16 protein-coding genes are annotated in these 13,015 nt (G+C 62.7%); 5 read left to right on the forward strand and 11 right to left on the reverse strand.

The window, feature by feature from the left end:
* Nucleotides 1-650: 650 nt before the first annotated feature.
* Genes rpsN through rpmB form a run of 3 tightly spaced genes read right to left on the reverse strand, consistent with a single transcriptional unit; the run spans nt 651 to nt 1,364 of the window.
* Entirely contained in the window at nt 651-956 is a 306-nt protein-coding gene (rpsN, locus tag J7I86_RS17890; RefSeq protein ID WP_011776360.1) for a 30S ribosomal protein S14, read from the reverse strand.
* A 4-nt stretch (nt 957-960) separates the two neighbouring features.
* Nucleotides 961-1,128: a 50S ribosomal protein L33 gene (gene rpmG / locus J7I86_RS17895; protein ID WP_003798558.1), complete on the reverse strand. Its 168-nt coding sequence runs from the start codon at nt 1,126-1,128 to the stop codon at nt 961-963.
* The gene (rpmB, locus tag J7I86_RS17900; RefSeq protein ID WP_011776361.1) at nt 1,128-1,364 is read right to left on the reverse strand and encodes a 50S ribosomal protein L28; all 237 of its coding nucleotides are present in this window, start codon (nt 1,362-1,364) and stop codon (nt 1,128-1,130) included. Before rpmB ends, rpmG begins: the two co-directional genes overlap by 1 nt.
* Before the next feature lie 800 nt (nt 1,365-2,164).
* Between rpmB and J7I86_RS23165 the strand changes: the two genes are divergently transcribed.
* Genes J7I86_RS23165 through J7I86_RS17915 form a run of 3 tightly spaced genes read left to right on the forward strand, consistent with a single transcriptional unit; the run spans nt 2,165 to nt 4,072 of the window.
* Nucleotides 2,165-2,797, forward strand: coding sequence for a hypothetical protein (locus J7I86_RS23165; protein ID WP_309476759.1), 633 nt, complete (start codon nt 2,165-2,167; stop codon nt 2,795-2,797).
* A 14-nt stretch (nt 2,798-2,811) separates the two neighbouring features.
* Nucleotides 2,812-3,285 carry an FMN-binding protein gene (locus J7I86_RS17910; protein ID WP_214822014.1) on the forward strand — a complete coding sequence of 158 codons (474 nt, stop codon included), beginning with the start codon at nt 2,812-2,814 and terminating at the stop codon, nt 3,283-3,285.
* On the forward strand, nt 3,269-4,072 hold the full coding sequence (locus J7I86_RS17915; protein ID WP_286179988.1) for an FAD:protein FMN transferase: 804 nt from the start codon (nt 3,269-3,271) through the stop codon (nt 4,070-4,072). Before J7I86_RS17910 ends, J7I86_RS17915 begins: the two co-directional genes overlap by 17 nt.
* Here J7I86_RS17915 and J7I86_RS17920 read toward each other — a convergent pair.
* Both J7I86_RS17920 and J7I86_RS17925 read right to left on the reverse strand, forming a co-directional pair.
* Nucleotides 4,069-4,833, reverse strand: a complete 765-nt coding sequence (locus J7I86_RS17920) for an SGNH/GDSL hydrolase family protein (protein ID WP_214822015.1) — start codon at nt 4,831-4,833, stop codon at nt 4,069-4,071. The genes J7I86_RS17915 and J7I86_RS17920 overlap by 4 nt on opposite strands.
* A 53-nt stretch (nt 4,834-4,886) precedes the next feature.
* Nucleotides 4,887-5,366, reverse strand: coding sequence for a MarR family winged helix-turn-helix transcriptional regulator (locus J7I86_RS17925; protein WP_211710639.1), 480 nt, complete (start codon nt 5,364-5,366; stop codon nt 4,887-4,889).
* 68 nt (nt 5,367-5,434) lie between these two features.
* Between J7I86_RS17925 and J7I86_RS17930 the strand changes: the two genes are divergently transcribed.
* Nucleotides 5,435-5,722 (forward strand): YciI family protein, encoded by a 288-nt coding sequence (locus J7I86_RS17930; RefSeq protein WP_214822018.1) that lies wholly within the window; start codon nt 5,435-5,437, stop codon nt 5,720-5,722.
* 77 nt (nt 5,723-5,799) lie between these two features.
* Here the strand turns inward: J7I86_RS17930 and J7I86_RS17935 are convergent, their stop codons facing one another.
* From J7I86_RS17935 to J7I86_RS17960, 6 genes are all read right to left on the reverse strand, one after another.
* Nucleotides 5,800-6,633 carry an SGNH/GDSL hydrolase family protein gene (locus J7I86_RS17935; RefSeq protein ID WP_214822020.1) on the reverse strand — a complete coding sequence of 278 codons (834 nt, stop codon included), beginning with the start codon at nt 6,631-6,633 and terminating at the stop codon, nt 5,800-5,802.
* A 238-nt stretch (nt 6,634-6,871) separates the two neighbouring features.
* The gene (locus tag J7I86_RS17940; protein WP_214822022.1) at nt 6,872-7,927 is read right to left on the reverse strand and encodes a siderophore-interacting protein; all 1,056 of its coding nucleotides are present in this window, start codon (nt 7,925-7,927) and stop codon (nt 6,872-6,874) included.
* Nucleotides 7,924-8,748, reverse strand: coding sequence for an ABC transporter ATP-binding protein (locus J7I86_RS17945; protein WP_214822023.1), 825 nt, complete (start codon nt 8,746-8,748; stop codon nt 7,924-7,926). Before J7I86_RS17945 ends, J7I86_RS17940 begins: the two co-directional genes overlap by 4 nt.
* Before the next feature lies 1 nt (nt 8,749).
* Nucleotides 8,750-9,850 (reverse strand): iron chelate uptake ABC transporter family permease subunit, encoded by a 1,101-nt coding sequence (locus tag J7I86_RS17950; RefSeq protein ID WP_214822025.1) that lies wholly within the window; start codon nt 9,848-9,850, stop codon nt 8,750-8,752.
* Complete coding sequence (locus J7I86_RS17955; RefSeq protein ID WP_214822027.1) at nt 9,847-10,962, reverse strand: iron ABC transporter permease; 1,116 nt, start codon at nt 10,960-10,962, stop codon at nt 9,847-9,849. Before J7I86_RS17955 ends, J7I86_RS17950 begins: the two co-directional genes overlap by 4 nt.
* A gap of 5 nt (nt 10,963-10,967) precedes the next feature.
* Complete coding sequence (locus tag J7I86_RS17960; protein WP_214822029.1) at nt 10,968-12,038, reverse strand: iron-siderophore ABC transporter substrate-binding protein; 1,071 nt, start codon at nt 12,036-12,038, stop codon at nt 10,968-10,970.
* Nucleotides 12,039-12,490: 452 nt separating this feature from the next.
* On the opposite strand from J7I86_RS17960, the gene J7I86_RS17965 reads away from it, so the two are divergent.
* The gene (locus tag J7I86_RS17965) at nt 12,491-12,985 is read left to right on the forward strand and encodes an FBP domain-containing protein (RefSeq protein WP_214822030.1); all 495 of its coding nucleotides are present in this window, start codon (nt 12,491-12,493) and stop codon (nt 12,983-12,985) included.
* Nucleotides 12,986-13,015: the final 30 nt, after the last annotated feature.

Below are 13,015 nucleotides of genomic sequence, written 5' to 3' on the forward strand. Positions count from 1 at the left end.
GCAACTTTTCAAACTTACCCGATCAACCAGATCTTTGCAAATCAGCGTTTCCGCGATTTCCGATCCGAGTTCCGGCCCCACCCGACTCAGGCACACTCAGAAGCGCGCCATCTCTCAGGCTGTTATCAAGGGGGTTGGCCTCCGCGATTCTCAGCTCTAGGCTGTCTCACTCGCGGCGACTCAGAAGACATTACACGTCCACAGGGCCCGGTACAAATCGACCCCTCAGGCCGTCCAAAACCCCGAGAACATAAGCCGAACGGCCTGATGAAGACCCCAAACCATCCAAAACCAGTCCAAACTCGCCCCAGTGAAGCCCATCACAACGCTAACCGCCCCACCGATCCACCGCCCCGCACCCCACCCACACCACCGCCGTCGAACATTTCCTTGAACCCGAGGAACCTGAGAGAGCGATGCCCCCAAACCCGAGGGAAGTGAGCGAGCATCCGGCTCAAACCCGAGGGAAGTGAAAGAGCGTTGGAGTCGGTGGTCATCCGGCAGCGCGCGTCCAAGGGAGGCGCGACCGAGCGCGCAGAGGATGACCGCCGACTCCGCGGCTAACCGCCCCGCGGCCGTCGGAACAAGCACGCTTAACGCAAAAAAGGCCGGCAACCATAACGGTTGCCGACCCTTTTAGAGCTTCGTGATTACCAGGAAGACTTGGTGATGCCCGGGAGCTCACCACGGTGAGCCATGTCGCGGAAGCGAACACGGGAGATACCGAACTTCTGGAGCGTGCCACGGGGACGGCCGTCGATCTGGTCGCGGTTACGCAGACGGATCGGGGAGGCGTTGCGGGGCAGCTTCTGCAGGCCGAGGCGTGCAGCTTCGCGTGCTTCGTCAGTCGCGTTGGGGTCAACCAGGGTCTTCTTCAGTTCGAGACGCTTTGCAGCGTAACGCTCAACAATGACCTTGCGCTGCTCGTTGCGAGCAATCTTTGACTTCTTTGCCATGTGTTTAGCGCTCCTCTCGGAATTCGACGTGCTGGCGGATCTTGGGGTCGTACTTCTTCAAGACCAGGCGGTCAGGATCGTTACGACGGTTCTTGCGGGTTACGTAGGTGTAACCGGTGCCCGCGGTGGACTTCAGCTTGATGATCGGACGTACGTCCTTGTCCTTTGCCATTAGAGCTTTACTCCTCGTGCCAGGATGTCGGCGACGACTGAGTCGATGCCGCGTACGTCGATTGTCTTGATGCCACGGGCTGACAGGGTCAGCGTGACGTTACGGCGCAGGGACGGAACCCAGTAGCGCTTCTTCTGAATGTTCGGGTCGAACCGACGCTTGTTGCGACGGTGCGAGTGCGAAATGCTGTGTCCAAAGCCCGGCTCGGCTCCGGTCACTTGGCAGTGTGCTGCCATGACTCTCCTCCAAAGATTGAATGTAACGGCGTGCAGATGTTCCTGCGTTACCGTGCGACAGGCAGCGTCCGCATCCGGGTCCAAACCATTCCGGTAGTTTCCGCAGCAAGTGCGGCGAAGAAGGTTGGCCTCAGGACCGGGCAGTGAAAATCACTGAAACAGATCCTGGGATACCGGGCGAATACAGGAATGCACGCAACTTGAGCCCCTAACTACCGGCCACCGGGACGTCAGTAAAACCAACAGCCACCACCAACCGGAGCAATTGCACACGATCCGCACTACCTAGCGCCTAACCATTCTACGGGCCAAGCGAAATTAAGACCAATCCGGCATCATACGCTCCCTTTAGCTCTTTCACAGCAGAATGAAAGGATGCTTGGCGAGTCTTAGCTTATGACCTCGTTACTGAATCCGGATTCACCGGTGCAAAGCCTCCCGGCAGGCGCCGCGCTCAAGCGGCCACCCGCCGTCGAACGCTTTCGCCCGCAGGTACGACGGCGGCTGGCCCGGGCCGACTTCCTGGGTTTTCTCGCGTGGCTCTCGCCAGTGTCGGCGGTGGCCTTGTGGTTGGCCGACGGCGGAGCGAGCGGCTTCTCGTCGTTCGCCGGTGCCTTCACCGCGCTGGGCATCGTGGCCGGCCTGATCGGCATGGACCTTGTACTGCTGATGCTCCTACTCGCGGCGCGGATTCCGTTCATTGACAACGCAATCGGGCATGATCGCGCCTTGGAAATCCACAAGAAACTGGGCAAGCCGGCACTCTATTTGCTTCTGGCCCACGGGATTCTGATTGCCAGTTGGCAGGGTCCGGCGGCAGGTTCTTCTTCTGGCGCTTCCTGGCACCGGGCCATTGGTGGCAATCGCACCCGTTCAGCTTGTCCGCGGAACCTTCTCCCGGCAGGGGCACGGCTCCCGGGAAACTGCGCATCACTGTCCGTAAACTGGGCGCCGGTTCTGCCCGCTTGGCACACATCAAACCGGGAACCAAGGTGGCGATCGAAGGCCCGTATGGTCTGTTCAGTACAGCGGCACGATCCCGCAACAAGGTGGTGATGATCGGTGCCGGCATTGGGATCACGCCCCTGCGGTCCCTGTTGGAAACCACACCGTTCCAACCAGGCCACGCCACCGTCCTGCTTCGCGGCCACGACGAATCCGAGCTCTTCCTGGGCCAGGAAATCATGGCACTTTGCCAGGCACGCGGCGTCACGCTCTTCCACCTGACGGGACCGCGGTCCTCCGGCACCCACGCATGGCTACCCCACAACGCGGTCGAAAACGGGTTCGGTCTTAGCTCCTATGCACCCGACATCGCGGATGCCGACGTCTACGTTTGCGGACCTGCCCCTTGGGCGGCGTCGGTCATACGGGATGTCCGATCCGCCGGCGTCCCTGCAGAACAACTCCACTACGAAAGGTTTGACTGGTGAGAATTCGAGCAGCCATGGCAACCGCGGTCGCGTCGACAGGCATTTTGCTGGCCGGCTGGCAATCCGGTGCACATATCGCCGAGACCGGCGCATCAACAACCACCAGCCTGAGCAGCAGCGCCACCAGCGACAGCTCCACCGGCACCGGAACCAGCACCACCGGAGGCACAGGAACCGGCAGTTCTTCCGGGACCAGTGCAAAAAGCACGACGGCGGCGACCTACGATGGCGCTGCAGTGCCGACCCGCTTCGGCACAGTCCAGGTGCAAGTGACGATCCAGGACGGCAAAATCACCGAGGTCACTCCTCTGGAACTTACCGATGCGGAACGGAAGTCAGCACAGATCAGCAGTCGCGCAGCCCCGGTCCTTAGGTCTGAAGTCCTGCAGGCCCAATCGGCCAGCGTCCAAACCATCGGCGGCGCAACGGTGACCAGCGACGCCTACCTCACTTCCCTGCAGGCGGCGCTCGATGCAGCAAACTTCTAAGAACCAACAACTCCGCGCACGGACGTTCCCAAGCATGGGCACTGTGGTTGGTGTGACGGCGGCGAGCACCGCACCAGCCCAAACTGCCGTCGATGAGGTTGAGTCCGCCGTCGACGTCGTGGAAGGTATCTTTTCGCAGCTTGACCTCACGTTCAGCCTTTACAGGGCCGGGTCCGAAGCCAGCCGACTGGATCGCGGCGAGCTGACTCTGGCCTATGCTTCCAAAACCATGCAGGAACTTTATGCCGAGGCGTCCGAGTGGCGGCTGGCGACGGACGGTGCCTTCACCGCCGAGCGTCCCGATGGCGGGTTGGACCTGTCCGGGATCGTCAAAGCACATGCCATGCGCGAAGCGGCTTTGTCGCTGAGGGCACTTGGGCTGAAGGATTGGTGCGTAAATGCCGGCGGCGATGTGTTGGTGAACGGCTCGCCAGAGCCACGCCCTTCATCTCCCATCCACGAGCCATGGCTGGCCGGCATCGTGGATCCGTTGGACCGGCAAGCGTTACTGGGCGCCTATCCTCTGCGGGCCATGAGCGCCCTCGCGACGTCGGGGTCAGCCGAGCGTGGCGAACATATCTGGGCTGTTGGATCAACCAGACCGGACTTTGCACAGGTGTCTGTCGCAGCGCCTGACATTGTCACTGCCGATGTCCTGGCAACGGCCATCGTCGCCGGTGGAACCCACTCATTGGACCAGGCTGTGGACAAGTGGGGCGTGGAAGTGCTCGCGGTTCGCAGGGACGGCACAATGCTTGCCACACCGGGGTTCCGGAACGCCGCCTAAAGCGGCCTGATCAGTTGCGCGTACTTAGGGCTCAACCCGTCCCCGGAAGACACTCCCCGCACACGGCGGGCAACCCAAGGTGCCGCGGCTTCCCGGAACCAACGGGCGTTGGCTTTCAAGGCCTCCACACGATTCATCAGACGAACCGGTGCCAGGTCGGGAACTTCGATCACATGCTCGTGCTCAAGGACATCCAGGACGCGCTTTGCCATGTTGACGTGGCCGGCGGTGGACATATGCATCCGGTCCTCGCCCCAGAGGCGCCAATCGTCATATTCGTCGAACCGCCAATAGTCCACCAGCAGGGCGCCATGGTTTTCGGCGATTTCGCGTACCAGTTCGTTGTAGATTGCGGTCCGGCCCCGCATGGCGCTGAAGACTTTGGAGCCTTTCGCGTCGAAGCCCGTGAAGAGGAGCACCGTGGCGCCCGTCGCGCTTAACTTGGCAATGCCGGCGTCGTACTCCTCCAAAAGCGAGTCAATATCGATCTTGGGCCGCAGGATGTCGTTCGCACCTGCGTACAGCGTTACTAACGTGGGCTTCATGGCGACGGCGGCATCAACCTGCTCAGCCATGATCTGCCGGAGCTTCCGGCCGCGGATGGCCAGGTTGGCGTAGCCGAAGTCCGCGTTACTGTGGGCCAGTTGCCCGGCCACGACGTCGGCCCAGCCGCGAACACCGTTAGGGCGGGCGGGGTCGTCGTCTCCAACACCCTCAGTGAACGAGTCCCCCAAGGCAACATAACGGGCAGAAAAATCCATGCCGTCAGTCTGCCACTTCAGCGCTCGAGCCCACAAAGCACCCTCGGAAGGCCTTACGAGTCACGGAGGATCCAGTGGTTGTTGTCCAAGCGGGCCACGATTTTCTCGCCAATACGGGCAAGATCCGCGACGTCGTCGGGGCTGAGGGAATCGAGCATCAACGTCCGCACGGATTCCACATGTCCCGGGGCGAGGGAAACAATGGTGGACATGCCGGCCTCGGTCAGGTGCGCTACGGTCACACGGGCGTCGCCGGGGTGTGCTTGCCGTTCCACCCACCCGCGTTTCTGCAGCTTGGTGACAACGTGGGAAAGGCGCGACAAGGAGGCACTTGTGCGCGCGGCGAGCTCACTCATGGGAAGGTACCGGCCCTCTGTTTCGGAGAGCATCGCAAGCACGTTGTAGTCGAACAAGGACAATTTGCCGGCCGATTGAAGCTGGGTGTCCAACGCCGAGGGGAGCAAGGTGTTGATGCTCAGCAGGGCCAACCAGGCACGGCGTTCGTCGGCGTTCAGCCAGCGGGGTTGAGTCATGCCTCCATCTTAGGAGAATTCATTGCTTTCTTAGGTCCCGTCCGCGGCTCAGGCGATAGGCTGACGGCATGTTTGTCGTCTCATTGACCTACAAGGTTCCCGACGAAATTGTCGACTTCCACCGCCCGGGCCATATGGCCTGGCTTAAAGATGCGTCCGACGCCGGGACCTTCCTTGCGTCCGGACGTCGCGTCCCCGCCACCGGCGGTGTTCTGCTCTCCAAAGTGGACAGGGCCACGCTGGATGCGTGCTTGGCCAAGGACCCGTTCTACAGCAATGGAGTGGCCGAGTTCGAGATCATCGAATTCACGGCCACCAGCGTGGCTGAGGGTTACGAAAACCTGCTCGATACCTGAGTTTTGCGGGCTTTTTAAGTGCCCAGCCGTTCGGGCTGCACTACCGGCATCAGTTCCGGCCAGCCAGCGCGGCGCACTCAGGACCTCGTTGCCTGGTCCACGAGTTTCTTCAACCCGCCCTTCTGCGGGACCTTCACGGGCTGGGGCCAGCGCGGGCTGAGCGTATCGCCCAGCGTGACGCCCCTGAGTTTGCGGCCGAACAGCGGGACCACCCAGTCGTTGACCCAACGGCGCTGCCTGCGCTCCCATTCGCGGAGAGTTATGCGGGACGGCGGATCCCACTGCTTAGGCGAAATTTTGTGGGGGACGTTGAGGTGGTCGAGGACCTGCGCCGCCAAATACTTGTGGCCCGCTTTGGACATGTGGAGCCGGTCCGGGGCCCACATTCTCTTGTCCTTGTAGGCCTCGAAGCACCAGTAGTCCACCAGGACCGCGCCATATCTGGCAGCAATGTCGCGGACTCTCTGGTTGTAAAGGGTGTTGCGCTTCCTGAAGGGTTCCAAGACCGCGGACACTTTCACATCGAAGCCAGTGAACAGAACCAGAGTGGCCCCGCTTTCGCTGAGGCGCGCCACCAGCAACTCGTAGTCGTTGACGAGCGCCTCCATATCGGTGCCGAAATCGAGGATGTCGTTACCGCCTGCGTAGAGCGTAACGAGCGTAGGTTCCATGGCGAGGGCGGGCTCAAGTTGCTCATCGATGATGTGCCGGAGCCTCTTGCTGCGCACGGCCAGATTGGCGTACTCCCAGCCGGGCTGATCCTTGGCCAACTTCTCGGCAACCCGGTCCGCCCATCCGCGAACCCCGTTGGGCAGGACCTTACTGGGGTCGCCCACGCCCTCGGTGAAGGAGTCCCCGATTGCGACATACCGCCGTCGAACATCACTCCGGTTCCCGAATTCCTCCCGCACCCCAGCGACGCTACCCGCCCCCGGTTACATCAGGGCCAACGCCAAGTGAACTCAAACACGTGGAGGTGAGAGAGCGACGATTAGGTGACGTACGCGCAAGCCGCAGCGTCGGTTTTGCGAAGGAGCGCATCGCGGCCCATCGTGGCGCGGAGGTCGCTTAACGACCGGAACGCCACCTATGGGTTGTGTCTAAGCGACGGCAAAACCGGCGCTTCGGCGGACTAAGGGGCCAGGAGGTTTAGCTTTCTGCTTTGCCTCGTCGCCAGTAGCCCATGAAAGCTACCTGTTTCCGGTCAATACCCACGTCCCGCACCAAGTACCGCCGCATTTCCTTGATGACGAATGCTTCACCGGCGATCCAGGCGTAGAACGGCAGGGCGCCGGCCGGCAGTGTGGGGTTCTTGCTGGCTTCGATGGCTGCGGTGTCCATGCGCTGCGGTGTTTCCCAGAGGATTTCCTGGTCCACGTTGACGTCTTCCGGCTCGGGACCGGCGGCGGTCTCAGTGCCTTTGATGCCCACCCAGCCGGGCACGGGAACGGCCTTGTTGACGGCTTCCTTGAGGAGTTCGCCGTGGGGACGTGAGCGTCCGATGGCTGCACCGCGGGCGAGCCAGGTGATTTCGATGTCGGCCGCTGTGTTGATGTCTTGGAAGTCGCCGGCTTCGGGTACTTCGAGGAAGGCGTGGCCTGTCATGTCGGCGGGCAGGCTTTCGAGGATGGCGCTGATGGCGGGGACCGCGGTTTCGTCGCCGGCCAGGAGCACTCGCTGGGCCAGGCCCGGGCGCCATTCGATACCGCCGTAGGCTCCGGCTGTGGTGCACTGGGCCGCGCGGTTGTTGGGGCCGATGATGGTGAGCGCGTCGCCCGGTTTCGCGGCAAGGGCCCAGTTGGCTGCGGGTCCGCCGTGGCCGGCGTCGTCGAAGTGCATGACGAAGTCGATGTCGATCTCCGGGTACACGGCGTCCAGACGCTCGGAGCGGACGGTGTACGTCCGCATGTCACCCCGGACGGACGGGTCCATGGCCAACCATTCCTGGTACCACCCGGATTCTTCCATCTTGAAAACAGGCAGCGGAATGACGTTGCCGGATGCGTCGCGGGACGGGATCATCAGCTTCACGCGGAGGTCCAGCGTGTCTCCGGCAACGCCGAAGTCACGCAGGGAGTAACCGCCAAACGTGATGCGGCGGAAGTTGGGGCTGAGCTCCTGCACGGCCGTCACGGTGACGTCGAAGGCGAGGGTCATGGGCTCCACGGCGGCACTTGCTTTTGCCTGTGTCGGTTGTGCACTCATGAGGCGATCTCCAGTTCGTTGATTGAAGCGGGCTGTGCGTGGTGGCGTCCGATGGGGACAATCAGCGGGGTGCCTGAGATGGGGTCCGGAACCACTCGGGATTCCAGGCCGAAGACGTTGAAAACGAGTTCCTCGGTGACCACTACGGGCGCCGGGCCTTCGGCCACGATGCACCCGCCTTTCATGGCGATCACATGGTCGGCGTACCGGGCTGCGAGGTTGAGATCGTGGAGCACGATTGCCACCGTGGTGCCGCGGCTGCGGTTGAGGTCCGTTATCAGGTCCAGGACCTCCACTTGGTGGGCGAGGTCCAGGTAGGTGGTGGGCTCATCGAGCAGCAGGACGTCGGTTTCCTGCGCGAGGGCCATGGCGATCCAGACGCGCTGGCGCTGCCCGCCGGACAGTTCGTCGATGCTGCGGTCAGCGAGTTCCAGCGTGGAGGTGGCGTGGAGCGCGCGCTGCACCGCGGCGTCGTCGGCGGCGCTCCAGCTGCGGAAGAAACCCTGGTGCGGGTAGCGTCCGCGGCCTACGAGGTCGCGCACGGTGATGCCGTCCGGGGCGGTGGGGTGCTGCGGGAGCAGGCCGAGCGTCCGGGCGAGTTCGCGGGCGGGACGGCTGTGAATGTCCTTGCCGTCCAGTGTCACGGCGCCGCCGGCGGGCTTGAGGAGTCGCGACAGGCCGCGCAAGAGCGTGGACTTGCCGCAGGCGTTGGCGCCTACGATCATGGTCACTTTACCCTCGGGGATCTCCGTGGTGAGCCCCTCCACCACCTTGCGTGCCTCGTACTGGAGCGTGAGGTCCTTGGCATTAAGGATGGCCATGTCAGGCCTCCTTTCGGTTCGACGTGACCAGCAGCCACAACAGGAAGGGTGCACCGAGGGCGCCGGTGATGACGCCGACGGGGAGGACGGTTCCGTCCAAAATGACGGGGGCGATGTTGGAGGCGAAGAAGTCTGCGAGCAACACGATCAGAGCACCGGTAAGGGCCGACGCCGGGAGGCTGGGTTTGCGGACGATGCGGCGGGCGATCGGACCCGCCAGGAAGGCGACGAACGCTACCGGTCCGGCAGCAGCAGTTGCCACGGCGGCCAGCCCGACGGCGGTCAGCACCAGTCCCAGCCGGGCGGCGTTGACCTTGATCCCGAGGCCGGCAGCGGCGTCATCGCCAAGTTCGAGGATGCGCAACGGGCCGGCGAGGGCAATGACGGCGGGGATCAGGACCAGCAACGAGACTGCGAGGACGCCTGCGCGGTCCCAGGTGGAGGAGTTCAGGGAGCCGTTGAGCCAGATGAGGGCATCGGCGGCCGTGCGGATGTCCGCGCGGGTCATGAGGAAGTTGACCACTGCGTGCAGTGCGGCAGCGATGCCTACACCGGCAAGGATGAGGCGGTTGCCCGCAGCGTTGCCGCGGCTGCCTCCGCCTGCGCCGGTACCGCCGCGGGAGATTGCATAGATGATAGCGGCGACACCGAGCGCTCCACCGAGTGCAGCCCCGGAAACCACGGCTCCGGAAGCACCGAAGATCACGATTGCCGTCACGGCGGCGGCGCTGGCGCCATAGCTGATGCCGATGATGTCCGGGCTGGCCAGCGGATTGCGCAGCATGGTCTGGAACAGTGCGCCGGCCAGGCCGAACGCGATGCCGATCATGGTTCCCACAACCGCCCTGGGCAGCTTGTGCTCCATCACGATGAAGCTCGCACCGGGAATTTTCTCGCCGCCGGTCAGGTGGTTGATGACAATGGTGAAGAAGTCCGGAATAGTCACCGTGTAGCTGCCCAGGAGCACGTACACCGCGAACATGACCAGGAGTGCCAGCCCGAGGAAGAACGTGGGGCTCAGCACTCGCCGAAGGGACAGATGTTGTGTGGAACCATTGGCATCACGTGCCAACTCGGTGGGGAGTTTGTGGACGGTTGTCACAGTCCGGCCCCCTTGCCGCGTCGGATGAGCCAGACGAAGACGGGTGCGCCGATGATTGCGGTCATGATGCCCGCGGGGACTTCGCCGGGGAGCAGGATGACACGGCCAAGGATGTCGGCGCTGATCAGGAGGATAGGTGCGGCCACCACGGAGAAGGGCAGGATCCAGCGGTAGTCCGGGCCAGTCAACGAGCGGACAGCGTGCGGAATGACAAGCCCCAGGAATCCAATGGGCCCGGCCAGCGCAGTGGCGGAACCGCACAGCAACACAATGCCCAGGCCGGTGATGCCACGGGCCAACGCCACATTCTGGCCGAGGCCTCGGGCAATGTCATCACCGAGGGCCAGGCTGTTCAGCACGCGGCCGCCGGCCAGGATAATCAGGGCGCCGATCACAAGGAACGGCAGCGCCGGAAGCAGGACGGACCAGTCGCGTCCACCGATGCTGCCCACTTGCCAGAAACGGAAACGGTCAAAGGTGTCCTGGCTTGAAACCAGGATGACGTTCATCAGCGAGAATAAGCCGGCGCTCAACGCCGCGCCTGCGAGGGCGAGCTTGACCGGCGTCGCACCGTCACGTCCCAAGGACGCCACGGCATAAACCACGACGGCGGCCGCTGCTGCGCCGATGAAGGCGAACCAGATGTAACCGGAGAGCGAGCCGATGCCGAAAACATAGATGCCCACGACGACTGCGAGGGCGGCGCCGGCGTTCAGACCCAGGATTCCGGGATCGGCCAGCGGGTTGCGGGCTACACCCTGCATGGCTGCACCGGCCAGGCCGAGTGCAGCTCCGGCGAGCAGGCCCAGCACGGTGCGGGGAATCCGGGCGATGACCACAGCGTGGTTACCGTCTTCTGGATTGAAGTTGGTGAGTGCTTCCCACACGGTATTAAGGGGAAGACCGCGTGCGCCGATCGCCAAGGATGCGGCGCAGACTGCGGCGAGTACGACGACGGCCGCCAACAGCCAAGCGGTGCGCTTGCCTGCCGTGCCGCGGGAGACGGTTCCCCCTCCGGTTCCAGCAGCTTCAGGGGCGATGCCTCCCGGGCCAGCCGGCACCAAAGTGCCGCTGCCCCGCCCCTGGACTGCCGTCGTCGTACTCAGTTTCATTGCAGTTACTTGCCGGCTGCGTCTGCTGCTTTACCCAGCTGCGGGAGGAACGTGTCCAGTGCCCACGGCAGGCTCAGCGGCGAAGAAGCGGAAAGAGAGAGGGTAAGGCTCGAGTTCGTGTCAGCGATGAAGGAACCCTTCTTCACGGCAGGAATCTGGCTGAAGAGCGGGTCAGCTTTAATGGCGTCGGCGGCGGCGGTGTCCGCAACCCAGGTGATGAAGACATCCGAATCGAGCTCGTTGGCCTTCTCAGCGGACCACGGGATGAAGAAGTCCGTGGACGTCTTGGTGTTCTGCTCAACCACAGGGGCCAGCTTCATGCCGATTTCGGAGAGGAAGCGGGGGCGGTTGTCGATGGCCGTGTAGAAGCCCGTGTTAGCGGGCGTAGCAGGCTCGAGACTGCCATAGATGAAGGTCTTGTCCTTGATCTGCGGGAACTTGGAAACCTTGTCCTTGACAGTGGTTTCGGTGTCCTCGATCAGCTTCTTGGCTTCGGCTTCCTTGCCCAGTGCCTTGCCGATCAGGGTGGTGCTTTCCTGCCACGGGGTGCCGTAGGCGAGCTCCGGCTGCGCCACAACGGGGGCGATTTCGGTCAGCTTCTTGTAGTCAGCCTCTTCAAGGCCCGAGTAGGCGGCCAGGATAACGTCCGGGTTGAGCTTGGCGATCTCGGTGAAGTTGATGCCATCTGCCTCGGAGAACTGGACCGGAGCCTTGTCGGTGCCAAAGCCGGCGCCGAGCTTCTCCAGCGCTGCATCCTTCCAAGGGGTGGAGCCCTTGTCGTTGTTGCCCCACTCGTTCTTGGGAACGCCAACCGGAACAACGCCGAGGGCGATCGCAACGTCGTCGTTGACCCACGAGACGGTCACGACGCGCTTGGGCTGTTCCTTGATGGTGGTCTCACCGAAGACGTTCTTGATGGTCACGGGGAAAGCTGATGATGCTGCTTGCTCAGAGGCCGGTGCGGAAGTTGCCGGACCAGTGGAGCAGCCGGTGAGGGAAAGAGCGACGGCAGCAAGGGCGGCCGTCGCGGTTCCTGCTGTTTTGAGCAGGGCGCGGCGTGGGAGAAGGGAAGCCACGGGACTCCTTAAGTAAGTGATGCGAACCTAAGTAAGGCTAGCCTAGCCTGTCGATAATTAAGAAACGTTTGCGTCACCTAATCCACTCAACTGGCGAAATGCGGCGCAGATCACACGCTCTCTCACATCCCAAGCCCTTCCCCTGAGCGCTCTCTCAGTGGACATCTGCCCTGAGTCTTGAAAGTATTGGCGAGCGGACTACCGCTTCTTAGGGATCGAACGAGGGGATGAGCGTGCGCACTGTTTCAGTTGCCGCAGCCATGGTTGGCGAGGTGGCCTCTTTGGCCTGCTTGGCACTCCCCCGCACGTCGGTATCTTCCTAGGCTCTTAGCCAGTCACCCTTTCCGGGGCCTTTTGCTGCGCCTGCTTTCTCAGATGACCGGCGACTTCTGCCTTTTCCCGCGCGCCCAAATCCCGCGCGGACGTCGACCATTTCCGAAAGAAGCTTTGCCATGAAGAAAATTACTGCCCAACAAATCCGTTCGTCGTTCATCAACGCCAGTCGCTCAGAAGCTGCCAAGCTGAATCTCCCCCGCGACTTCGAAACCATTGACTGGGACAACCTGGAATTCCTGGGCTGGCGGGACGAAAAGATGCCCCAGCGCGGGTATCTTGTTGTTCCGCACCGGGGAAAACTCACCGGGATCATGCTCCGCGCACCAGAAGGCGGATCCGGCAAGAGGCGTGTAGTCCTCTGCGAACTGTGCCGCGACGTGTTTTCCAAGGACGACGTTTACCTGTGGGTGGCCAAGAAGGCCGGACAAGCCGGTAAGGACGGGAACACGGTGGGGACGCTAATCTGCGCGGAGTTCGGCTGCAGCGCCAACGTGCGCAAGGAACCGCCCGCCAACGAGATCAACCCGGACCCGGCCGCCGTCGTTGTTCGGCAAATAGCAGGACTGGAGGCCAGGACCGAACAGTTCCTGGAGCGCGTCCGCGCGAAGTAGGACCCTGAAGCAACGCGGGGTCATTCACGG

Source organism: Arthrobacter sp. ISL-95 (assembly GCF_018613695.1).
In the GTDB taxonomy this organism is placed as follows: Bacteria; Actinomycetota; Actinomycetes; order Actinomycetales; family Micrococcaceae; genus Arthrobacter.

Excerpts from the sequence above, each read along its gene's own strand:
- rpmB (WP_011776361.1), bottom strand. The coding sequence starts at position 1,364 with ATGGCAGCACACTGCCAAGTGACCGGAGCCGAGCCGGGCTTTGGACAC.
- J7I86_RS17945 (WP_214822023.1), bottom strand. The coding sequence starts at position 8,748 with ATGGCCATCCTTAATGCCAAGGACCTCACGCTCCAGTACGAGGCACGC.
- J7I86_RS17920 (WP_214822015.1), bottom strand. The coding sequence starts at position 4,833 with ATGGATTTTTCTGCCCGTTATGTTGCCTTGGGGGACTCGTTCACTGAG.
- rpmG (WP_003798558.1), bottom strand. The coding sequence starts at position 1,128 with ATGGCAAAGGACAAGGACGTACGTCCGATCATCAAGCTGAAGTCCACC.
- J7I86_RS17915 (WP_286179988.1), top strand. The coding sequence starts at position 3,269 with ATGCAGCAAACTTCTAAGAACCAACAACTCCGCGCACGGACGTTCCCA.
- J7I86_RS17910 (WP_214822014.1), top strand. The coding sequence starts at position 2,812 with ATGGCAACCGCGGTCGCGTCGACAGGCATTTTGCTGGCCGGCTGGCAA.
- J7I86_RS17965 (WP_214822030.1), top strand. The coding sequence starts at position 12,491 with ATGAAGAAAATTACTGCCCAACAAATCCGTTCGTCGTTCATCAACGCC.
- rpsN (WP_011776360.1), bottom strand. The coding sequence starts at position 956 with ATGGCAAAGAAGTCAAAGATTGCTCGCAACGAGCAGCGCAAGGTCATT.
- J7I86_RS17955 (WP_214822027.1), bottom strand. The coding sequence starts at position 10,962 with ATGAAACTGAGTACGACGACGGCAGTCCAGGGGCGGGGCAGCGGCACT.
- J7I86_RS17930 (WP_214822018.1), top strand. The coding sequence starts at position 5,435 with ATGTTTGTCGTCTCATTGACCTACAAGGTTCCCGACGAAATTGTCGAC.
- J7I86_RS17940 (WP_214822022.1), bottom strand. The coding sequence starts at position 7,927 with ATGAGTGCACAACCGACACAGGCAAAAGCAAGTGCCGCCGTGGAGCCC.
- J7I86_RS17925 (WP_211710639.1), bottom strand. The coding sequence starts at position 5,366 with ATGACTCAACCCCGCTGGCTGAACGCCGACGAACGCCGTGCCTGGTTG.